Below are 21,864 nucleotides of genomic sequence, written 5' to 3' on the forward strand. Positions count from 1 at the left end.
TTCGGGGGGAGGGGTTCCGGTTTAGTGTTTGGCACACTGTTGGGTCCTGAGGCAACAGGGCCATGGCGTGGCCGGGTTTCCTTTGCGGGGGATGCGGTTGTGGTGTGGGTTTGTTTGTTTCTGGTTTCCTGGCTGCACCGATCATGCATGTTTGTGTGTGTGGGGTGTGTGGTACGGGGTTGTTGTTTGAGAACTACATAGTGGACGCGAGCATCTTTTATAAGAAGCAATTTCCAAGAATATGAACCTGGATCTGTTGTTCTGTCTTTCGGGATGGAGCGGTGGTTTCTGTGGTTCTCTCGAAAATTAGCGTTTTTGATCTTTTGTGGTCAAGTTTTTAAGAGCACACGGTGGATGCCTTGGCATTAGGAGCCGAAGAAGGACGTAGGAATCTGCGATAAGCCTGGGGGAGTCGATAACCGGACTGTGATCCCAGGGTGTCCGAATGGGGAAACCCCGCCAGGGACGCGAGTTGCCTGGTGACCCGCATCTGAACACATAGGGTGCGTGGAGGGAACGCGGGGAAGTGAAACATCTCAGTACCCGCAGGAAGAGAAAACAATAGTGATTCCGTTAGTAGTGGCGAGCGAACGCGGATCAGGCTAAACCGTTCCATGTGTGATAGCCGGCGGGCGTTGCATGGTCGGGGTTGTGGGACTTTCCGTATCAGTTCTGCCGGACTGGTGAGGTGTGATGTGCAGGCATAGGTGAACGGTCTTGAAAGGCCGGCCAGAGAGGGTGTGAGCCCCGTAACCGTAATGTTGTGTACCGCCTGGAGAGTATCCCAAGTAGCACGGGGCCCGAGAAATCCCGTGTGAATCTGTCAGGACCACCTGATAAGCCTAAATACTCCCTAATGACCGATAGCGGACCAGTACCGTGAGGGAAAGGTGAAAAGTACCCCGGGAGGGGAGTGAAACAGTACCTGAAACCGTGTGCTTACAATCCGTCGGAGCCAGTCTGATTCTGGTGACGGCGTGCCTTTTGAAGAATGAGCCTGCGAGTTAGTGTTACGTCGCGAGGTTAACCCGTGTGGGGAAGCCGTAGCGAAAGCGAGTCTGAATAGGGCGTTGCAGTGGCGTGATCTAGACCCGAAGCGAAGTGATCTACCCATGGCCAGGTTGAAGCGACGGTAAGACGTCGTGGAGGACCGAACCCACTTCAGTTGAAAATGGAGGGGATGAGCTGTGGGTAGGGGTGAAAGGCCAATCAAACTTCGTGATAGCTGGTTCTCCCCGAAATGCATTTAGGTGCAGCGTTGCGTGTTTCTTACCGGAGGTAGAGCTACTGGATGGCTAATGGGCCCTACAAGGTTACTGACGTCAGCCAAACTCCGAATGCCGGTAAGTGAGAGCGCAGCAGTGAGACTGTGGGGGATAAGCTTCATAGTCGAGAGGGAAACAGCCCAGACCACCAACTAAGGCCCCTAAGCGTGTGCTAAGTGGGAAAGGATGTGGAGTTGCGAAGACAACCAGGAGGTTGGCTTAGAAGCAGCCATCCTTAAAAGAGTGCGTAATAGCTCACTGGTCAAGTGATTCCGCGCCGACAATGTAGCGGGGCTCAAGTACACCGCCGAAGTTGTGGCATTCACATTTTATCCAAGCCGCCTCCTTTGTGGGGTTGGTTCAGGAGTGTGGATGGGTAGGGGAGCGTCGTGTGGGCAGTGAAGTCGCGGTGTAAACCAGCGGTGGAGCCTACACGAGTGAGAATGCAGGCATGAGTAGCGAAAGACGGGTGAGAAACCCGTCCGCCGAATGATCAAGGGTTCCAGGGTCAAGCTAATCTGCCCTGGGTAAGTCGGGACCTAAGGCGAGGCCGACAGGCGTAGTCGATGGACAACGGGTTGATATTCCCGTACCGGCGAAAAACCGCCCATGCTGAACAGGGGATACTAACCGCCCGAGACCTGCCCGATCACCCTTGTGGTGTGAGGGTTTTGGTGGAGCGCGGGACCTGATCCTGGGAGGTAAGCGTATTAACAGGTGTGACGCAGGAAGGTAGCCGAGCCGGGCGATGGTTGTCCCGGTCCAAGGATGTAGGGCGAACGGTAGGCAAATCCGCCGTTCATGATGCCTGAGACCTGACGGGACCCCTTTAGGGGGGGATTCGGTGATCCTATGCTGCCTAGAAAAGCATCGACGCGAGGTTTTAGCCGCCCGTACCCCAAACCGACACAGGTGATCAGGTAGAGAATACTAAGGCGATCGAGAGAATTATGGTTAAGGAACTCGGCAAAATGCCCCCGTAACTTCGGGAGAAGGGGGGCCCCAACCTTGATGGACACTTGCTGTCCGGAGGGGATCGGGGCCGCAGAGACCAGGGGGAAGCGACTGTTTACTAAAAACACAGGTCCGTGCGAAGTCGCAAGACGATGTATACGGACTGACTCCTGCCCGGTGCTGGAAGGTTAAGAGGACCGGTTAGCCGCAAGGCGAAGCTGAGAATTTAAGCCCCAGTAAACGGCGGTGGTAACTATAACCATCCTAAGGTAGCGAAATTCCTTGTCGGGTAAGTTCCGACCTGCACGAATGGAGTAACGACTTCCCCGCTGTCTCAACCATAAACTCGGCGAAATTGCAGTACGAGTAAAGATGCTCGTTACGCGCAGCAGGACGGAAAGACCCCGAGACCTTTACTATAGTTTGGTATTGGTGTTCGGAGTGGCTTGTGTAGGATAGGTGGGAGACGTTGAAGCCCGGACGCCAGTTCGGGTGGAGTCATCGTTGAAATACCACTCTGGTCACTTTGGACATCTAACTTCGGCCCGTAATCCGGGTCAGGGACAGTGCCTGATGGGTAGTTTAACTGGGGCGGTTGCCTCCTAAAAAGTAACGGAGGCGCCCAAAGGTTCCCTCAGCCTGGTTGGCAATCAGGTGTCGAGTGTAAGTGCACAAGGGAGCTTGACTGTGAGAGAGACATCTCGAGCAGGGACGAAAGTCGGGACTAGTGATCCGGCGGTACATTGTGGAATGGCCGTCGCTCAACGGATAAAAGGTACCTCGGGGATAACAGGCTGATCTTGCCCAAGAGTCCATATCGACGGCATGGTTTGGCACCTCGATGTCGGCTCGTCGCATCCTGGGGCTGGAGTAGGTCCCAAGGGTTGGGCTGTTCGCCCATTAAAGCGGTACGCGAGCTGGGTTTAGAACGTCGTGAGACAGTTCGGTCCCTATCCGCTGCGCGCGCAGGAAATTTGAGAAGGGCTGTCCTTAGTACGAGAGGACCGGGACGGACGAACCTCTGGTGTGTCAGTTGTACTGCCAAGTGCACCGCTGATTAGCTACGTTCGGATGGGATAACCGCTGAAAGCATCTAAGCGGGAAGCTCGCTTCGAGATGAGATTTCCATACACCTTGTGTGTGAGAGGCCCCCAGCCAGACCACTGGGTTGATAGGCCGGATGTGGAAGCGAGGACTAACGACTCGTGAAGCTGACCGGTACTAATAGGCCGATAACTTACACCACACACCCTTTCCGTAAACGGATTCAAAAGACGTTCACACCATGGAAAGGGTACAAAGAAAAACAAGACTGCTTGCGTCCACTATGTGGTTCCCAAACAACAAACCCGTTGCTTGAGGAACAAACACAACAACATAACAACACCACACCTGCCCTGAGCGGCAGGAGCATGTTGTAACCACTAATTTTCCCAACCCCCGCACCGGGGGTCCGGGTAAAAGGGTTACGGCGGTCATAGCGTGGGGGAAACGCCCGGTCCCATTCCGAACCCGGAAGCTAAGACCCACAGCGCCGATGGTACTGCACCCGGGAGGGTGTGGGAGAGTAGGTCACCGCCGGAACATCATTCAGGTCGAGAGCCCCAACCAGGCAACTGGTCGGGGCTCTCCCACGTTAACCACCAAAACCCCCGGGAACCGGCAGAGCGTCCCCCAACAACCCGCCACAATCGGCAGAGCGTCGCCAAGGGGCGGAACACCAGCTGTGCCGCCGTCGTTGTACTCACTGGGTTTGGGACGCCGGGTATCGGCAAGTCCATCATCGATTGGGAGATACTTCATGGCTGCACGCACCATCGTCATTACCGGGGCTAGCGACGGCATCGGAGCTTCCGCCGCGCGGACGCTGGCCAAGGCAGGGGAGCAGGTGGTCGTCGTCGGGCGTTCTGCGGAAAAGACCCGAGCCGTGGCGCAGGAGATCGGCGCTGACTACTTCGTCAGCGATTTCGCTGACCTCTCCCAAGTGCGTGCGCTGGCAGTCCAGCTGAAGGAGAAGTACCCACGGATTGACGTCCTGGCCAACAATGCCGGCGGCATCATGGGCAAGCGCGAGCTGACGGTGGACGGCCACGAAAAGACGTTCCAGGTAAACCACCTGGCACCCTTCCTCCTCACCACGGAGCTGATGGATGTCCTGACGGCAAGCAATGCGACAGTGATAAATACGTCGAGCGCGGCGAACGCGTTCGGATACGTGGACATAAATGACCTTGACGCCGCCGGCAAGTACTCCACCAACAAGGCCTACGGCACTTCCAAGCTCGAGAACATTCTGTTCACCACTGAGCTGCATCACCGGTACAACAACGCGGGCATTTCCACGGCGGCATTCCATCCCGGAGGCGTGGCCACCAATTTCGCGGCAGAATCCACCAGCTGGTTCCGGTTCGCCTATAAGACAATTATCAAGCGGTTCATGCTCACCCCGGAGCAAGGCGCTGACACGCTCGTGTGGCTTGCCACCGCCAAGCCGGGGCAGGACTGGATGTCCGGCGCTTACTATGCCAAGCGGGCGCTGGCCAAAGCCAACAAGCAGGCCTACGACGCCGAGCTTGCCAGGCGGCTCTGGGACCGCAGCGAAGTCCTGGTCAGCACGGACAAGCTCAACCAGCGAAGCTGACGCGCGTCGGCAGAGACCAGGGGACACATCGCGGCGCTGCGTCGGTCCTGTTATGACCTGACCGGAATCGATATGTCGAGGGACTCGACAGGTGAGGCGGCCTTTTCACCGGACCCTGTCAGCCCTCGAGACGAAGTCCCTGCATCTCGTCAATCGCATCTGCCGAGCGGAGCAGCGCAAGCTCCACCCCGGACTGGGGCTCCGGGTGGGAAAAGAGGTAGCCCTGCAGGGAATCGCAATGCAGGTTGGTCAGGTGTCTGGCCTGGGCCGCGGTCTCGATTCCTTCCGCTGTCACCGTCAGGCCCAGGCTGTGGGCCATATTGATCATCGAGTTCAGGATGGGCAGTTTCTCCGCGCCGGTACGCACCATGGAGACGAAAGAACGGTCAATCTTCACCGCGTCCACCGGAAGTTCCTGGAGCCGGCCCAGCGAGGAGTACCCGGTGCCGAAATCGTCCAGCGCCACCCGCACGCCAGCATCGCGGAGCAAGTCCAGCTGCCGGATCACATGTGCGTCCGGGTCAAAGAAGACGCTCTCCGTCACCTCCAGCACCAGCTGCCGGGGATCCGCACCGCAGGATGCTGCCAGCCGCAGGACGCCGTCGGCGAACTTGCAGTCCTTCAGCTGCACCCCCGAAATATTGACCGCCACCGAGCGGGTGGCATCCCCGGTGAGCCACGGCTGCAGCTCTGTGAAGCTGTGCCGCATGACCTGCATGCCGATGGCCGAAATCTGGCCGCTGCGCTCCGCCGTCGGAATGAACTGCCCGGCCGGGACCAGCTCACCGTCCCGTTTCCACCGGGCCAAGGCTTCAAACTGCACCACTTCACCGAGCCTCGGCGAAATCACCGGCTGGTAGTGGACCGTGATCTGTCCGGATTCCACGGCAAGCCGGAGGCCGGCCTCCATGTCCGTACGCTGGACCAGCGCCGTCATCATTTCCGGTTCGAACCTCATGTACCGGTTCTTGCCTGCGGCCTTTGCTGCGTACATCGCGACGTCAGCCTGGCGGAGCAGCTCGGACGCTGCTACGTCCGGGCCCGCCGAGGCCAATCCGAGACTCAGGCTTGGACGGAGCATTGTCCCGTCGATCCACATGGGGACATTCAGCGAGTCGACGATGCGTTCCGCGATGGCATCAGGCTCCGGCGAACCTGTCAGCAGCACCACGAACTCGTCCCCGCCCAGGCGGGCAACGGTGTCGTCGGGACGGACGCAGGAACGGAGCCTGCGCGCCACTTCAGTCAGCATCTCGTCACCGGCATGGTGGCCCAGGATGTCATTGACTTCCTTGAAGTCGTCCAGGTCCAGCAACAGGACGTCCACGGCCCCGGGCCCGGTGCCGCGGAGCGATGCAGCCAGTTGGTCATGGAACAGCTTCCGGTTGGCCAGTCCGGTCAGCGGGTCCTGGAACGCCAGCGCTTTGAGCTGTTCTGCCTGCTCGGCGAGATCGGCCAGGGCCCGCTTCGCCTGGTCCTGGGCAGCCAGCCGCGGGGTGACGTCGCGGAAGCTCCACACGCGGCCCACCACCTTGTCAGCTACCTTCTGTGGACGCGAATACCGCTCGAAGGTCCTGCCGTCGGTAAATTCCAGGATGTCGTTGCTCTCGGCCAAGGGGTGCTCGTAAAGTTCACGGACTTTGTCGAGAAAACTTTGGGGCCGTTTCAGCAGCCCGAGCACATATCTGATCACTGCTTCGTCATCATGGGTTGCCAACAGCTCGCGCGGAATACCCCACATGGACACGAACTGCTCGTTCACACCGGCGATCTGGCCGTCCGTACCCACAACGAGAATGCCGTCAGCCGTGGATTCGAGAGTGGCGCTCAGCAGGGACATCGCCTCGCGCAACCCGTCGTCGGGTTCTTCGCGATGCGTCATGTCCCGCACCGACACGGACATGCAAAGGCCGGCGGCTATATCCAGCAGACCGCACGCTATCTCGCCTTTGAACTCCGTGCCGTCCTTCCTGAGCCCGTACGCTTCGAAGGGCGAACCGAAGCTGGACTCCGGACCGCCCGCACGAAGGGCCTTGAAGAGCCGCTGGAAGCCCAGACGGTAGCCCTCGGCAAGAACAATCCGATGATCATGGCCAACGAGTTCCTGCCGGGAGTAACCGAACACCCGCTCAGCGGAAGGATTCATGAGCACCACGGTGCCGTCCTGGGCCAGCACCAACAGGGCATCGGGCAGCGAATCAATGATGGCCTGGCAATCCCGGCCCGAAACGGACCCCGGATCCCGGCTTCCCTGCGGCGCCATCAGAGCGCCTTAAACACAAAATGAGACCGCAATTGCTTCATCGAATGTCCTCCCCTCCGCACATCATAGAGCGCTAAGGCAAGAACCGCTTGTTACGTGATCGGCTGAGGAACCAGCCCAGCTCCCGTCCCGAGCCCGCGAACCGTCCAGCCCGCCGCCTGCCACGCTGCGGCGTCCAGGACATTGCGCGCGTCCAGCACCGTGCGGCATCGTACCAGTGCCCCGGCAACCACCGGCGACAACGAACGGTATTCGTCCCATTCCGTCAGCAACAGCACCAGTTCGGCGCCATCGAGCGCCCGGTCCGTGCACGCCTCGAACCGCAGCTGCGGGTACCGCATCGTCGCGTTGGTGACAGCCTTCGGATCCGTCACGGTAACCTGCGCGCCGGCCGCGGACAGCTGCAGGGCGACGTCCAGGGCGGGGGAGTCCCGGATGTCGTCCGTGTCCGGCTTGAACGCCGCACCCAGCACCGCCACCGTCCGGCCGGACAGGGTACCGCCACACAGCCCGCGGGCGATCTCCACTGTCCGCAATCGCTGGTCAAGATTGATGGCATCCACCAGGCCCATCCACTCGTCCACGGACCCTACGCCGAGGGCGGCCGCCTGGGCACGGAAACTGCGGATGTCCTTGGGCAGGCATCCACCGCCGAACCCCAGCCCGGCATGAAGGTACCGGCTGCCGATCCGCGGATCCAGGCCCATCGCCTCGCCCAGTTCGGTGACGTCGGCCCCTGATGCGTCACACAGCTCGGCCATCGCGTTGATGAAGCTGACCTTCGTGGCGAGGTACGCGTTGGCCGCCGACTTGATCAGTTCCGCCGTGGCAAAGTTGCACACCAGCCGCGGAATCCCGGCGCTCAGTAGCGGCCCGTACACGGCATCCAGGGCTTCGGTCACACCGCGTGCGGCACCGCCGGACCGGCCAAACGCGCCAGCCTTTCCTCCCGGCACGCCGTAAACCAGCCGGTCCGGCACCAGCGAATCCTTTACCGCGGTGCCCTGCCGCAGGAACTCCGGATTCCAGCCAAGCAGCACGTCAGGCCGGCCCGACAGAATGCCCGCCAACATGTCGACAGTCCCCACGGGCACCGTTGACTTACCCACGACGGCGGAGCCCCGGCCCAGGTGCGGAAGGAGGCTTTCGGTGGCGGACACCAGGTAGCTGAGGTCGGCGCCGTCGGATGTCTTGGACTGCGGAGTGCCCACGCAGAGGAAGTGCACCCGCGCGCCGGCCGCAGCCGCGAAGTCGGCGGAGAAGGTCAGCCGTCCGGTGGCCCGGCCGTCCCGCAGGAGCTCGTCCAAGCCCGGCTCGAAGAACGGTGCGAAGCCGCGGGCCAGCTGTTCCACCTTGGCGGCGTCGACGTCGATGCCCACCACTGTATGGCCCATCGACGCCAGCGTTGCGGCGTGCACGGCACCCAGGTACCCGCAGCCGATCACGGAAATCTTCACAGCGTTGCTCCTCTTTTGGTTTCGGCAGGCCCAACCGCCGGTACCCGTCGGACGGGCTCAACCACCGGCATTCGCCCGACAGGCTCAACCACCGGTTCACCGGCGATGACAGCCCGGTAATGGCGCACCAGCTCCGCGCTCAACGCCGGCCATGTCCGCCCCTGGACCGAAGCGTGCGCTGCCGCAGCGAACGCGCGGCGCTTGGCGTCGTCGCCCATCAGGTCCATGACATGTGCCCGCATCCCGGCGAGGTCGCCCGGCCTGTACAGCCAGCCAGTGCGGGAATTTTCCACCAGGTCCAACGGGCCACCGCGTCCCGTGGCCACCACCGGCACGCCCGATGCCATGGCCTCCTGGATGGTCTGGCAGAAGGTCTCGAACTCGCCCGGATGCACGAACAGGTCGAAGGACGCCACCGCGCTGGCCAGCTGCTCACCGCCCAGGAACCCGGCAAACACGGCGTTCGGCAGGGCTTCCTGCAGCGCCTCGCGCTGCGGTCCGTCGCCCACGATCACCAGCCGCGTGCCCGGCACATCGGCCAGCACGGCCAGGTCCTCCACCTGCTTTTCAACGGCCAGACGGCCCACATAGCCGATGATCCGCTCGCCGCCGGGGGCCACGGAGGCCCGCCACCCGTCGTCGCGCTTTTCCGGCGCAAACCGCGCGGTATCCACACCGCGCCGCCACATGTCCACCCGCAGAACTCCGCGGCCGCGCAACTGGTTCAGCGCGAAAGTCGATGGCACCAGCGTCCGGGACGCCAGCAGGTGGATGTTCTCCACCCGGTTCCAGGCCCAGTTCTCCATGAACGGCACACCGTAGCGCGCCGCGTAGCTGGGGACCTCGGTCTGGTAGATGGCCACTGTGGGAATCCCCAGCTGGTGAGCGGCCTGCACCGCCCGCCAGCCGAGCACGAACGGGGACGCGAGGTGGACAACGTCGGGCGCGTAATCGGCAAGGATTCTCTTGACCCGGTTCACACCGCCCAACGCCACCCGCACGTTCGAGTAGCCGGCCAGCGGCACCGACGGAAGCCGGTGCACGAACGCGCCGTGCACCACGTCCAGGACCTCCGTGTCCTGTGTCGACGGGGCGATCACCATGACGCCATCGCCCCGCTCCTGCAGATGCTCAAGCACCCGAAGGATGGAGTGCGTAACCCCGTTCATCAGTGGCAGGAATGATTCAGCAACGATTGCGATCCTCACCCCTCCACGGTGCGGGCGGCGCGTTGCGCCGAGGGGGAGCGGGCATGACCGGAAAAGGAAGGTTGGGTTAACAGCCGGGCAGCGTTGAAGCACGACGACGGCGGTACTCGCCGCCGGAGGCTGCTGCCGCGGACACCCGGGCCAGGAGACCGTCCCTTGCCACCCCCAGGTAGGCAAGGGACAGCATCCGGGCGGTCCCGGCGTCAGTGGCTGGTCGCCTCACCTGCCCGGCCCATGGGGTCGGGCCAGTTGCCGATGCGGGCCTTCATGGGGTCGGGCCAGTTGCCGATGCGGGCCTGGGCCGGAGCGGAGCGGACGATTGCCGTGGTGCTGAAGGGCTGAGTGTGGAAGGACATGACTTTTCTCCTGACTGAGTTTTGATTCCCGACGCCGACGGCGTGGGTGGGCATGCTCTGCCTGAAAATGCGCAGAGGTTACCTGCTCAGTCGGGGGAAGACCCCGGATCGAAGGACGGGCTCGCGGCAGGGACCAGCGCCGCGTCGGGCGCCAGGCAGCGTCCGGCATCGTGCAGCAGGTTCCAGAACCCGGCGACGTCGGCCGACGCCTCGGCGCCGGCGCTGCCGGTGCCCGTAGACCCCGAACCGGACTGGTTCTGGGGGCCGGCGAAACGGAGTTCCGCGTCCTGCGCGGGTGCCGGCGCCGCCGATACAACGTAGCCAATCGTGGCGGCCAAGGCCCGCATTGCCTGCGTATTCGCCAGAAACTGCAGTGGTGAAACCGCGCCGCGAACCTGCAGCGGAGCGGTCCTGACTTCGGCGGGCCGGACCTGGCTGGCGGGGGAGACCGCCTCGATGCTGACAGGTTCCGCCGCTTGCGAGAGAACTGCCGACGGCGGGACGGCAGTTCCGGCCGGACGTCCGGGGGCGGCCGTCTCCGGTAACTGCACCGGAACGTCCGGCAGCGGAACCTCCGGCAGTGGAACGTACAGTCCCGGCAGAGCGGGAACAGGCAAGGCTGGAAGCGGCACTGGTGGCACAGTAACGTCCGGCAACGCGGGTGCGAGGGAATCAACCACCGACACGACCCCGTCGGCTGTGCCGGTGAGCGTTGCACTGACCGTGTCAACGAGCGGCGAGTCCGTGAGGGGTATGTCCGCGGCCGGCGGAGCGGCAGTGTCCGCCACGTTGGCCACCACTTCTGTTGTTCCGCTGACCACCGGGTCCACGATGTCGACGACCGTCGCCGCTGTGTCGGAGACCGGAAGCGGCACAGCGGCGACCGGAACCGGAACGTCCTGGATTGTCACAACAGGGGTGCCAAGCGTGTCCGGATCATCGGATGCCGCATTCGCGGTCCCGGCAAACCAAACCATCCAGGCGGCGCAGAGAAGCGCAGCAATCACGAATGGGCGCACGGCACCACGGAACCGATCACGGAAAATGCCGCCCATCCAGATCACCCCCAGAGGCAATGGAAAATCAGGATACGCCCGGTGCTGTCCGACCGTCCAGACCCCGGCGCTTGCGGAGTAGAAGAGAGCGGGCCAGGGGTTATCGGAACGCAAGGGGCGGCCGGGAGCGCGGCTCACCGCCCGCCGTCGTGCCTCAACACCTCCGGCAGTTCATCCACGTAGACGGTCTGCGGCGGATCGTAGTAGATAACCAGGACCTCCTCGCCCACGGAAAACACACTGGTTTTGTCGAACGGGTGGGCGTGAAAGGCCATGGTGCCGCCAAGATACGGCAGCATGACTTCGCCGATGGTGCCCGGGCCGATGCGCCCCGTCACCCGCCCGATCTTGCCTGTGAGGCTGCGGTCAACGTCCTTACGCATCTGGGGCTTTCGCCGGCCGCTTGCCTTCCCTGCTGTTCTTCAGCGCCGAAGAGAGCGCCGGAAGGTAGTCGCCCACCTGGGCCAGAATCCCGCCCAGCATCTTGTTGACGCCTTCCCCGCCGTTGAGCACAGTCATCTGTCCCACGTGCGAGAACGGCTCAGCCGCCGCGGCGATGATAGCGGGCATGTTCTCGGCCAGCTGCTGAGAAATGACGGCATCCTGGTTGGTCCCGAGTGCCTCGGCGCGGGCCTTGATGCCCTCCGCCTCCGCCAGTGCCTTGGCCTTGATGGCCGATGCGGCGGCATCGCCGCGCGCCCGGGTGGCTGCGGCTTCCGCCTCGCCGGTGACCTTCGTGGCGCCGGCCGCGGCCGCGGCAGCCGTGGCATTGGCCTGGGCCTGCAGTTCCGTCCGCCGGGCGTTGACCTGGGCTTCTAGTTCGGTGCGGCGGGCCAGCGCTTCCGCGGCGCTGATGTCCGCGGCCTTCTGGCCTTCGGCGTCCGTGCGCTTGGCGTAGGCCTTGGCGTCGGCGGGCTTGCGGATGGTGGTCTGGAGCTTCTGCTCTTCGCGGTCAGCCTCGAGCTTGGCCACCTCGGTTTCCTGGACCACAACCTGCTGCCGCGCCGTCGCATCCGCGAGCGGCCCAGCCTGGGCGGCGTTGGCCTTCGCCCGTTCGGCATTGGCCTGCGCCACCGACTGCCTGATGGCGGAGACGCTCTGAGCGTCGGCGATGAGCGCCGCCGCCTCCGCTTCCTTCTCGGCCGCTTCGCGGTTCCTGGTGGCCTCGGCGATGCGGGCTTCCATCTTCACCTGGGCGATGTGCGGCTTGGCGATGTTCTGGATATAGCCGGTGGGGTCCTGCAGGTCCTTGATCTGGAGCGAATCCACCACCAGGCCCAGCTTCTCCATTTCCACACCGCTGGCGCTGCGGACCTGCGAACCGAGCTTGTCCCGCTCGCGGATGATCTCCTCCATGGTCATGCTGCCGATGATGGACCTCAGGTGCCCTTCAAAGACGTTGTACACCTGGCTTTCCATTTTGGGCTGCTGGCCCAGGAAACGCCGGGCCGCATTTGCAATGAAGGGCGGGGCATCGCCGATCTTGTAAATCACCACACCTTCCACAATTACCTGGATGCCCTGCGAGGTAACACAGGAAACTTTGAGCTCAGTTTCATTCAGTGTGAGGGACAGGGTCCGTACCGTCTGAAGCCCGGGAAACACCAGCGCACCTTTGCCCGTGACAATCTTGAAGTCCATTCCGGCCCGCGTTTCAAGGGTTCCGCGGGTCAGGCCGGAGATGATCAGGGCCTCGTTGGGTTCAGCCACTTTCCACATCAGTTTTATTGCCACCCAGATAAAGCCGATGACAACAATTGCCCCGATGAGAGCGGCAATTAACGGGAAGAATGCTGACAAGTCCGGCATGGCCCAGGTCCTTTCAGGTTATGGAACAGGCATCGCGGTAAAGCCCCAATTGATGCAGCTGTTCATTCCCTGCCGGTCAAAATGCGGGTAATTCAGGCCTGCCGGGCCAGCTGATGTAGCCAGTCTGATTGGCACCCGCCGGGAAGTCCAGCAATTCGGCGGTGCAGAGCAGCAAGCCCCTGTTATGGCGCCTGCCGTTGTGGAAGGGTGGGCAGGGGGCCGCGGACTGATCCGGAGAGGAGTGTCGCGATGCGTGGCGTATCCGGACGGACATTCGAAGTCGCGTGGGATACGTGGCGGGCTGAGCGTGGCGGCGCGGATGCGATCAGCCGCTTGCAGCAGGCCCGGCTGGCGGATCTGGTGGAGTTTGCCCGGTCCGCGTCGCCGTATTATCGGCGCTTGTACCGGGACGTGCCGGACACAGTGACGGACCCAGGCCAGCTGCCTCCGGTCGGCAAACGGGAGCTGATGGCGAACTTCGACGATTGGGTGACCGACCCGCACATCACGTTGGCGAAGCTGAAGTCGGAACTGCTCTCCGACCTCTCCCGGCTGGGGACCCTGTACCGCGGGCAGTACCTGGTGGTCACGACGTCCGGCACCTCGGGTGAGCCGGCCGTCCTGATCCATGACCGGTCCTCCTGGGTGGCGGTGAACGTCGTGGTCAGGATCCGGGAGCGCCGTAGCCTGATCAGGGCAGGGGAAGTGCGGGACTTCCTGCTCCGCGGCCTGCGGGCGGCGGCCCTCGTCGCTGGCGGGGGCCACTTCGCGGGGGTCGTGTTGACCGAAAACGCCCGACGCCGGGCCCCCGCCATTGCACGGCGCCTCCGGGTCTTCTCGGTGCTGAGGCCGCTCCCGCAGCTGGTCGAAGAACTCAACACCTTCAAGCCGACCCTGCTCTTCGGGTATCCGAGCGCGATGATCCAACTCGCCGAGGAACAGAAAGCCCGGCGGCTAGGGATCCGGCCCGTCCTGGCGATCTGTTCCGGCGAGAACCTCTCCGCCGCCGGACGCGAATCGATCGAAACGGCATTCGGCTGCCGCGTCACCGAACGCTATCTTTCCTCCGAAGTTCCGGCCCTGACCAGCCAGTGCCGGAACGGCGCATTCCACGTCAACACGGACTGGTACATCCTCGAACCGGTGGACGCGGATTACCGGCCGGTCCCGGCCGGCACCACCTCCCACACCGTGCTCGTCACCAACCTGGCCAACCGTGTGCAGCCGTTGATCCGCTACGACCTCGGCGACCGGGTAACGCTGGCACCGGAACCGTGCCCCTGTGGCAGTCCCTTTCCTGCAGTAAGCATCGAAGGCCGCGCAGGTGACCTGGTTTCGTTCCGGGCCGCTGACGGTGGCACTGTCACGGTCCTGCCGCTTGCGCTTGGCACGGTAATCGAGGAGACGCCAGGGGTGCGCAGGTTCCAGGCCATCCGCACGGGACCGGGCAACCTGACCGTGCGGCTCGAGACCTGGCCGGGTGCAGATCCGGCCCAGGTGCGGAGGGCCGTCACGGAGCGGCTGAATGATTACTTCGCAGCCCTTGGCGCCGGACCGGTTGCGATTGAGCATACGGATGAGCCGCCCCGCCCCGACCCCAGCGGGAAATTCCGGCAGGTCTGGTCCGCGGGGTGAACTGGTAGTGGACCGGGATCTCGACAGGCTCGACCACCGGCGGCGACCGGCCCGGTCAACGGACTGAAACCGGCCGGGCCGCCACCACCGGGTGGTCCCGGCCCAGGTTGCCCAGGCCGGAGGCGCCCTGCGGTGATCCCAGCTCCTCGAAGAACTCCACGTTGGCCCGGATGTAGTCCGCCCATTCGTCCGGGACGTCGTCGGAATAGTAGATGGCTTCCACCGGGCACACCGGATCGCACGCGCCGCAGTCCACGCACTCGGACGGGTGGATGTAGAGCGAGCGTTCGCCCTCGTAGATGCAGTCCACCGGACACTCGTCGATGCAGGCCTTGTCCTTCACATCCACGCACGGCTGCGCGATCACGTAGGTCATGGCGCGCTACACACCGGTGTAAACGGTCTTGCCCCAGGTGAAGAAGTCAAGTGCGGACTTCCCCTGTTCGCGGAACGTGTTGGTGGAGGAGTCCTTCACACCGCCGAACGGCACGTTAAGGTCCAGGCCTGCCGTCGGCCGGTTGACCTTGACCACGCCGGCCTGGGCCCTTGCGGCGAAGTCGGTGGCGCGCGCCAGGGAATCCGTGCAGATGCCGGCGGTGAGGCCATAGCGGGAATCGTTGATGGCGGCGAGCCCTGCCTCATAGTCAGACACTTCCAGCACCGTCACCACAGGTCCGAAGATTTCCTCGGTAACGGCGGCGTCGTCGAACGGCAGGCCGGTGAGCACGGCAGGCGGGAAGAACAGCGGACGGTTCGCGTCGCCGTCGTGCGTTCCGTCCAGGATGCCGGAACCGGCCAGCAGCGTTGCTCCGCGTTCGACGGCGGAACGCACCGCCGCGGTGTTCTGCGCGAACTGCTGGCTGCTCACCACGGCGCCCATGGCGGCGTCCATGCCGTCGCCGGGGGTGTACGCAGCGGCTTCCTCGGTGAGTGCTTCAAGGAATGCGGCGCGGATGCCCGGGGTGACGTAGACGCGGGAGGTTGCTGTGCAGGCCTGGCCGGTCAGCCCGAACGCGCCGGCGGCCACCACCTTGGCGGCCTTGCGGGCATCGGCGTCGTCCAGTACCAGGACGCCGTTCTTGCCGCCCATTTCCAGCTGCACGCGGGCCCGGCGGGTGTTCAGGATTTCCTGCAGCCCCAGCCCCACGTTGGTGGAACCGGTGAAGGACAGCCCGGCGATGCGCGGGTCACGGGCCAGGGCGTCGCCCACCACGCGGCCCTTGCCGTGCACCACGTTGAACACTCCGGCGGGCAGCCCCGCGTCCTGCAGGGCACGGGCGAGGTGGGTGGCGGAGAGCGGCGTCAGCTCGGCAGGCTTAATAACCACGGCGTTGCCGCTGATCAGTGCGGGGGCGGATTTCCACGCGGGGATGGCGATGGGGAAGTTCCACGGGGTGATGAGGCCGACGACGCCGAGCGGCTCGCGGCGGGTGGTGATGGTGGTGTCCGGCAGTCCGCTGGGCAGCACCTCGCCGGTGGCGGCCCAGCCCAGGGAACCGAAGAAGCGCAGCACGTCGGAGGCACGTTTGACCTCGCCTTTGGCTTCCGCGAAGGTCTTGCCTTCCTCGCGGACCAGGTCTTCGGCGATGACGCTCTGGCGTTCGATCAGCAGGTTGCCGGCAGCGATGAGGATGGCGCCGCGGGACGGTGCCGGCAGGGCGGCCCAGGCCGGCTGCGCGGCAGTGGCGGCGGCAATGGCAGCGTCCACGTCCGCGGCCGTTCCGCTGGGGGAGAGGGCCGCGAGTTCGTCCGGGCTGGCCGGATTGAACCGCTCGGTGTCGGCTTGGCCCAGCCATTCGCCGTTGATGAGGTGCCGGGCGGTCAGGAGTTCGCGTTCGGTGGAAGCGGACGTGGCAGTGGAATCGGTGGCGGTGGAGACGTCGGTCGCTGTGGAAGTCATGGTGTTCCTTAGAAAGATCGTGAGTGGGGGCGCTACAGGCTGCGGATCAGGCCGCCGTCGCACCGGAGCGCGATGCCGGTGATGTACGACGCCGGGGCGCTGCAGAGGAAGGCGGCAGCGGCGCCGAACTCCTCGGGTTCGCCGTAGCGGCGGGCGGGGATGGTCTTGCGGGACTCGAGCTGGATGTCCTCAACCGTGGTGCCGCGGCGTTTGGCTGCGGCCTGGTCGAGCTGGGCAACGCGGTCGGTGGCGATCCGTCCCGGCAGGAGCATGTTCACCGTGACGGCGTCCAGGGCCACCTCGGCGGCGAGGGTTTTGAGGTAGCCGGCCAGTGCGGCCCGGCCTGTGTTGGAGACCGCCAGGTTGGGCAGAGGCGCCACCACTCCGCTGGATCCGACGGCGAGGATGCGGCCCCAGCGCCGTTCCCGCATGCCCGGAAGAACGCGGGAGATCAGGGCGTGGTGCGGCTTGACCAGCAGCTCGAAGGCCGCGGCGATGTCCTCGGAGCTGAGCGTTGCGGCGGCCCCGGGCTTGGGGCCGGGGCCGTTCAGCACCAGAATGTCGACGGGGCCGAGGTCCGCCACGGTCTGTTCGACGGCGGCCTCGATGCCTTCCGCCGTGGTGAGGTCCGCCTCGATGGGGATCGCACCCGTGCCATAAGCGGTATGCAGCTCGGCAGCGATCTCCTTGGCACGGTCGCGGCGGCGGCCGGTGACCGCCACGCGAACGCCCTCTGCGGACAAGGCGCGGGCCACGGCCAGGCCCAGACCGCCGGTTGAGGCGGCCACGAGTGCGGTTTTTCCGGCGATTCCCAAGTCCATCAGAAACTCCCTACTGAGCTGTGGTGGTCCGCAATGTGCGGTGCACCGGCGGGTACGTCCGCGCGTGCTTCCAGCGCGGCAGCGGCTTCCCGCAGGTGCGTGAGCATGCCGTAGCGCAGCCTCTCCGGGAACTCCGCGGCCGGAGCCCGGACGCCCGCGTCCTTGACTAAGCCGCGCTTCAGCAGGCATTCCTTACGGACGGCCAGGGCGATCTTTGCCTGCTGCTCGAAGTTGATCAGCGGCAGGTACGGCAGCAGCTGGTCGCGGGCGGCTTCATAGCCGTCGCGCTGCCAGGCCCGGACACAGGCGATCAGCGCCTCCGGGTAGGAGAAACCGGTCATGGCGCCGGCCGCGCCGGCCATGAGCTCGTCCAGCAGTCCCTGCCCGCCGAGCCCGCCGAAGACGGACACCCTGCCAACCAGCGCGGCTGTCAGCTCCGCGATGGCCACGCTGGTGGGCGGCGCTTCCGCCTTCACCGCGACCACGAAGCTGCACCACTTCGCCACGGAAATGAGTGCAGGGGTGCTGATGCTGACGCCGCTGGCCAGGGGGTAATCCTGCAGCACCACCTTGGCGCCGGTGGCCCGGTGGATGGCGTCCAGGTGGGCGATCACCACCTCGGGCCGGGGCGAGTTGGCCTGGACCATCACGGCGGCCAGGCGCTCGCCGGCCACGGCCTGGGCAGCCTTGATTTCGTCGATGGCGGGGCGGGCGGACAGCGCAGTGATGCCGACAACCAGCGGGAGGTCCGTGCATTCGACCGCGATGTCAAGGACCTGGCGGCGTTCCTCCGCGGTCAGCGCCGCGGCCTCGCCGAACACACCCAGGACGGTCAGCCCGGTAGCGCCGATAGCTTCGTAGTGCTCCACGAGCCCGGACAGGCTGTCCAGGTCCACGTCCAGCGTGCTGCCCTGGAAGGGTGTTGCCACCACGCCCCAGACGCCCGGTGACAGTGACTCGCGTGCCGGGGTGTCCATTGAGGGTGCGTCTTGCATCGGGTTCTCCTTTCGTTCGTTATGCATCTCGTTCTGCATCAGCGGCCCGGCCAGACCGGCCGCCGCTTTTCCTGGAAGGCACGGACGCCTTCGGCCGAGTCCTCGCTGTCCAGTGCGGCCATGAGGGCCGGCAGCCGGAGCCCGCGGGCCTCCTTGGCGGGCAAATGCCCGGTCTGCGTGACCATCTGCTTCACTGCCCGGACGGACGTGGGGGCGCAGGCCAGAATCTGGTCCACCCAGCGCTGCACGGCGGCGTCGAGCTCGTCTGCCGGGACCACCTCGTTGACCAGCCCCATCGTCTGCATCTCCGCCGCGTCCGCTTTCCGGCCGGTCAGGAGCATACCCATCGCCTGGGTGTGGGGGATGCGCCGCACCAGCTGGTGGATGCCGCCGTCGAGCGCTAAACGCCCCACGCGCGGTTCCGTCAGCCCGAACCTGGCGTTCTCCGACGCCACCACGATGTCCGCGCCGAGCACGATCTCCATGCCGCCGCCCAGCGCATAGCCGTTCACCCGGGCGATCACCGGCACGTCGAGCGACGTGCGCAGGCTCAACCCGCCGAATCCGTTCGGGTCCAGGCCGGCCCAATACTCCAGGCCGGTCTTGTCCACGGCGGCGGCGGACATGTCCGCCCCGACGCAGAAGGCGCGGGTCCCGGCGCCGGTGATCACCACGGCGCGCACGTCCGGATCGGCCTCCAGCTGGTCCCAGATCCCGTTGAGCCGGGCCTGGGCGGTGCCGTCGACGGCGTTGAGCACGTGCTGCCGGTCGATCACCACCGTGGCCACATGGTTCTCGATGGTCAGGGTGACCTGGTCCACTGCGTTCGAGACGGCCGTCGCCGCGGGAGCCTCGGAAATCGCCGTCACCGGAGCACCCCCAGCTGCTGCAGCCGCGCGATGGTCTCCTCATCGAACCCGTTCTCCAGCAGGACCTCCACGTTGTGCTCGCCCAGCCGGGGCGCCGCGCGCCGGACGGTGGGAGGCGTGGCGGAGAGCCGGATGGGCGCGTTGAGCATGCGCACGGTCCCGACGCCGGGGTGTTCGGCCTCGACGATCATGCCGTTGGCCTCGGTCTGGGCATCGGCCAGGGCCTGCTCCAGGGTGTGGACCGGGGCGTTGAGCAGCCCCTGGTCTTCCAGCTTGCCGGTCCAGTACTCGGTGGTGTTGGTGGCGATGCGCTCGCGGAAGATGGCCTGCAGCGCCGGCTTGTGCGCGAACTGCTGCTCCAGGTTGGCGAACTCGGGCCGCTGCGTAAGGTCCTCGTCCAGCCCGAGGGCTTCGGAGATGCGGGCCAGCGGGTCCGGAGTGAAACCGCCCACCATGCAGACGGCGCCGTCGGTGGTCTCGAACACTCCGCTGAGCGGCATGGCGCCCCAGTTGACCTCGTAGCCGCGGTTGAGCTGCATGCACGCCTCCTGCATCTGCAGGTGCAGCATGGAGTCGTACATGGTCACCTCCACCTTCTGGCCGACGCCGGAGGTTTCCCGGGTGCGCAGTGCCAGCAGGATGCCCTGCATGAGGTGCATGCCGGTGATGTAGTCGCAGAGGGTGGTGGGGTAGATGGACGGCTTCTGGTCGTCCGATTCCCGCCGCCACATCACACCGGAGTAGGCCTGCGCGATCGCGTCCTGGCCGCCCTTGTGCGAGTACGGGCCCACGGGGCCGAAGCCGGTGCCCGAGGCCCAGATGATGCCGGGGTTCTCGGCCTTGAGTTCCTCGTAGCCGAAGCCCATCCGCTCCATCACACCGGAGCGGAAGTTGCTGACCACCACGTCGGCGTCCGCCATGATGGCGTGCAGCACGTTCCGGCCTTCCTCGGTGCGCGTGTCGATGGAGACGCTGCGCTTGTTCCGGTTGATGGACAGGAAGATCGGGTTGTCCTGGCCGTCCTTGTCCGGGAACGAGTTGCGTGAGATGTCCCCGGCGCCGGGGCGTTCCACCTTGATGATGTCCGCGCCATAGTCGCCCAGCATCTGCGTGCAGGACGGGCCCATGAACACCTGGGTGAAGTCCACGATCTTGATGCCGTCCAGCGGCAGCGGGGTGGCGGTGGGTTCCCCCGCGGCGGCGGGCGCCGCCGTCGTGCGTTCCAGCTCTGCCGTTTCCAGGGTCACGGTGCTCATGCCGGGACCGCCGCATCGGCGTCAACGGTGGCGTTCGACGACGGGACGTCGCCCGGGTCGGCGCCGTGCCGGCGCATGCCCTGCTGGATGTCCAGGGCGGACACGTCGCGGACCAGAAGGCTGTTCTCGACGGCGAGTGCCGCTGCGACGCCGACGGCCTGGCCCATGGCCATGCAGGGCGGGATCTCGCGGGACATCTTCTGCGCCTCCGGGGTGGCTGAGTAGTGGCGTCCGGCGACGAGGAGCTGGTCCACTTCCTTGGGCAGCAGCGAGCGGTACGGGTAGTAGTAGTCGCGGCCGCGGGCCACGGTGTCGGCGAAGTGCCGGCGCTGGGTGACGTCGTCCTTGGTCATGACGTACTCGCCCTGAAGCAGGCGGGTCTGGCGGACGCCCATCTGGGAGGCGACGTCCAGCATGTAGCAGTTCTCGAAGCCGGGGAGGTTGGCGCGGACGTAGTCCACTGCCTCGGAGATCCGGTCGCGGGCGGCGAACTCGGCGGCCGTCATGTCCGCCGGGTCCGTGCCGTCGAAGCCGGTCATGTGCGGGGCGTTGCACCAGACCACGCCGTCGATGGGGGTCTTGAGCCACCACAGTTCCCAGGCGCCGCCGAGGAGGCGCTTGATCTTGCGGTTGATGGCGCGGGCTTCCTTCGGGTTGGCCTGCTCGAACGCCTCTGCCGCGGCGGTATCCACGTTGCCCAGGCGGAAGACGAGCGTGGTGAGGTAGTTGTCCTTGGCGTAGCTGGCGCCGGCCCGGGAAGCGACGTCGATGTCGCCGGTGGTGTCGATGACGACGTCCGCCATGAAGGCCTGCGGGCCCAGCTTGGTCTCGCAGATGACGCCCTTGATCACGCCGTTGTCCACGATGGGGCGGGAAAACCAGGAGTGCAGGCGGAGGTCCACGCCGGCCTCGCGGACCAGGTCGTTGGAGACGCGCTTCCAGCCGTCCGGGTCGAAGGCCGCGGCGTAGCAGATGGGCTTGGGGTTGGTGTGGGAGTGGAAGTCGAATGTGCCGTAGCGGCCCCACTTGTTCCAGAGTTCCTCGGAGGTCTTGCGGTCATCCGCCGGCGGTACGACGGCGAGGCCCAGCTTCTGCAGGCGCTCCACGTATTCGGACACGATGCCGGTGACGGTGATTTCCTGGCCGTTGATCATGTCGTCCAACACCAGCACCATTCCGCCGGAAGCGAGGCCGCCGAGGGATGAGTAGCGTTCCAGCAGGGTGACCTTGGCGCCGGAGCGGGCTGCGGTGACGGCTGCGGCCACACCTGCGGGGCCACCGCCGACCACCAGGACGTTGGAACGTGAGATGACCGGGGCGGTGAGGTCCGCCGTCGTGGTGCTGAGTTCCAGGGAGGTGAAAGTTGCGGGGGAGGTCATG

At 65.0% G+C, this 21,864-nt stretch carries 16 protein-coding genes and 2 rRNA genes; 4 read left to right on the top strand and 14 right to left on the bottom strand.

All coding sequences use genetic code 11. The features are described 5' to 3' along the window. The first annotated feature begins 327 nt into the window (after positions 1-327). From ARTH_RS05400 to ARTH_RS05410, 3 genes are all read left to right on the top strand, one after another. A 23S ribosomal RNA gene (locus ARTH_RS05400) occupies positions 328-3,465 on the top strand. Positions 3,466-3,686: 221 nt separating this feature from the next. Then, a 5S ribosomal RNA gene (rrf, locus tag ARTH_RS05405) occupies positions 3,687-3,803 on the top strand. Positions 3,804-4,020: 217 nt separating this feature from the next. After that, the gene (locus ARTH_RS05410) at positions 4,021-4,860 is read left to right on the top strand and encodes an SDR family NAD(P)-dependent oxidoreductase (protein WP_011690928.1); all 840 of its coding nucleotides are present in this window, start codon (positions 4,021-4,023) and stop codon (positions 4,858-4,860) included. 118 nt (positions 4,861-4,978) lie between these two features. Here ARTH_RS05410 and ARTH_RS05415 read toward each other — a convergent pair whose 3' ends face one another. From ARTH_RS05415 to ARTH_RS05440, 7 genes are all read right to left on the bottom strand, one after another. Next, on the bottom strand, positions 4,979-7,123 hold the full coding sequence (locus ARTH_RS05415; RefSeq protein WP_011690929.1) for a putative bifunctional diguanylate cyclase/phosphodiesterase: 2,145 nt from the start codon (positions 7,121-7,123) through the stop codon (positions 4,979-4,981). A 92-nt stretch (positions 7,124-7,215) separates the two neighbouring features. Next, positions 7,216-8,580, bottom strand: a complete 1,365-nt coding sequence (locus ARTH_RS05420; protein WP_011690930.1) for a UDP-glucose dehydrogenase family protein — start codon at positions 8,578-8,580, stop codon at positions 7,216-7,218. Continuing rightward, complete coding sequence (locus tag ARTH_RS05425; RefSeq protein WP_232223591.1) at positions 8,577-9,788, bottom strand: glycosyltransferase family 4 protein; 1,212 nt, start codon at positions 9,786-9,788, stop codon at positions 8,577-8,579. The genes ARTH_RS05420 and ARTH_RS05425 overlap by 4 nt, the downstream gene beginning before the upstream one ends. Before the next feature lie 203 nt (positions 9,789-9,991). Beyond that, positions 9,992-10,144, bottom strand: a complete 153-nt coding sequence (locus ARTH_RS23770) for a hypothetical protein (protein ID WP_156810626.1) — start codon at positions 10,142-10,144, stop codon at positions 9,992-9,994. Positions 10,145-10,230: 86 nt separating this feature from the next. Further along, positions 10,231-11,055 carry a hypothetical protein gene (locus ARTH_RS05430; protein ID WP_156810627.1) on the bottom strand — a complete coding sequence of 275 codons (825 nt, stop codon included), beginning with the start codon at positions 11,053-11,055 and terminating at the stop codon, positions 10,231-10,233. A 278-nt stretch (positions 11,056-11,333) separates the two neighbouring features. Beyond that, positions 11,334-11,582, bottom strand: coding sequence for a hypothetical protein (locus ARTH_RS05435; protein WP_011690933.1), 249 nt, complete (start codon positions 11,580-11,582; stop codon positions 11,334-11,336). Further along, positions 11,575-13,008: a flotillin family protein gene (locus ARTH_RS05440; protein WP_011690934.1), complete on the bottom strand. Its 1,434-nt coding sequence runs from the start codon at positions 13,006-13,008 to the stop codon at positions 11,575-11,577. The genes ARTH_RS05435 and ARTH_RS05440 overlap by 8 nt, the downstream gene beginning before the upstream one ends. Before the next feature lie 249 nt (positions 13,009-13,257). Between ARTH_RS05440 and ARTH_RS05445 the strand changes: the two genes are divergently transcribed. Beyond that, on the top strand, positions 13,258-14,643 hold the full coding sequence (locus tag ARTH_RS05445) for a phenylacetate--CoA ligase family protein (protein ID WP_011690935.1): 1,386 nt from the start codon (positions 13,258-13,260) through the stop codon (positions 14,641-14,643). A 55-nt stretch (positions 14,644-14,698) separates the two neighbouring features. Here ARTH_RS05445 and fdxA read toward each other — a convergent pair whose 3' ends face one another. The 7 genes from fdxA to ARTH_RS05480 are packed head-to-tail and all read right to left on the bottom strand — an operon-like array spanning position 14,699 to position 21,863. Next, positions 14,699-15,019 (bottom strand): ferredoxin, encoded by a 321-nt coding sequence (gene fdxA / locus ARTH_RS05450; RefSeq protein WP_011690936.1) that lies wholly within the window; start codon positions 15,017-15,019, stop codon positions 14,699-14,701. Positions 15,020-15,025: 6 nt separating this feature from the next. Beyond that, positions 15,026-16,543, bottom strand: coding sequence for an aldehyde dehydrogenase family protein (locus ARTH_RS05455; protein ID WP_011690937.1), 1,518 nt, complete (start codon positions 16,541-16,543; stop codon positions 15,026-15,028). Between the two features lie 32 nt (positions 16,544-16,575). Beyond that, a complete protein-coding gene (locus ARTH_RS05460) occupies positions 16,576-17,364 on the bottom strand; it encodes an SDR family oxidoreductase (RefSeq protein ID WP_011690938.1) in 789 nt (262 codons plus the stop codon). Then, the gene (locus tag ARTH_RS05465) at positions 17,364-18,359 is read right to left on the bottom strand and encodes a dihydrodipicolinate synthase family protein (RefSeq protein WP_232223592.1); all 996 of its coding nucleotides are present in this window, start codon (positions 18,357-18,359) and stop codon (positions 17,364-17,366) included. Before ARTH_RS05465 ends, ARTH_RS05460 begins: the two co-directional genes overlap by 1 nt. Positions 18,360-18,397: 38 nt before the next feature. Then, positions 18,398-19,228, bottom strand: coding sequence for an enoyl-CoA hydratase-related protein (locus tag ARTH_RS05470; protein WP_052309645.1), 831 nt, complete (start codon positions 19,226-19,228; stop codon positions 18,398-18,400). Then, the gene (locus ARTH_RS05475; RefSeq protein ID WP_011690941.1) at positions 19,225-20,484 is read right to left on the bottom strand and encodes a CaiB/BaiF CoA transferase family protein; all 1,260 of its coding nucleotides are present in this window, start codon (positions 20,482-20,484) and stop codon (positions 19,225-19,227) included. The genes ARTH_RS05470 and ARTH_RS05475 overlap by 4 nt, the downstream gene beginning before the upstream one ends. Then, on the bottom strand, positions 20,481-21,863 hold the full coding sequence (locus tag ARTH_RS05480) for an FAD-dependent oxidoreductase (protein WP_011690942.1): 1,383 nt from the start codon (positions 21,861-21,863) through the stop codon (positions 20,481-20,483). Before ARTH_RS05480 ends, ARTH_RS05475 begins: the two co-directional genes overlap by 4 nt. Between the last annotated feature and the right edge of the window lies 1 nt (position 21,864).

Origin of the sequence: Arthrobacter sp. FB24, assembly GCF_000196235.1 — a bacterium.
Taxonomy (GTDB): Bacteria; Actinomycetota; Actinomycetes; order Actinomycetales; family Micrococcaceae; genus Arthrobacter.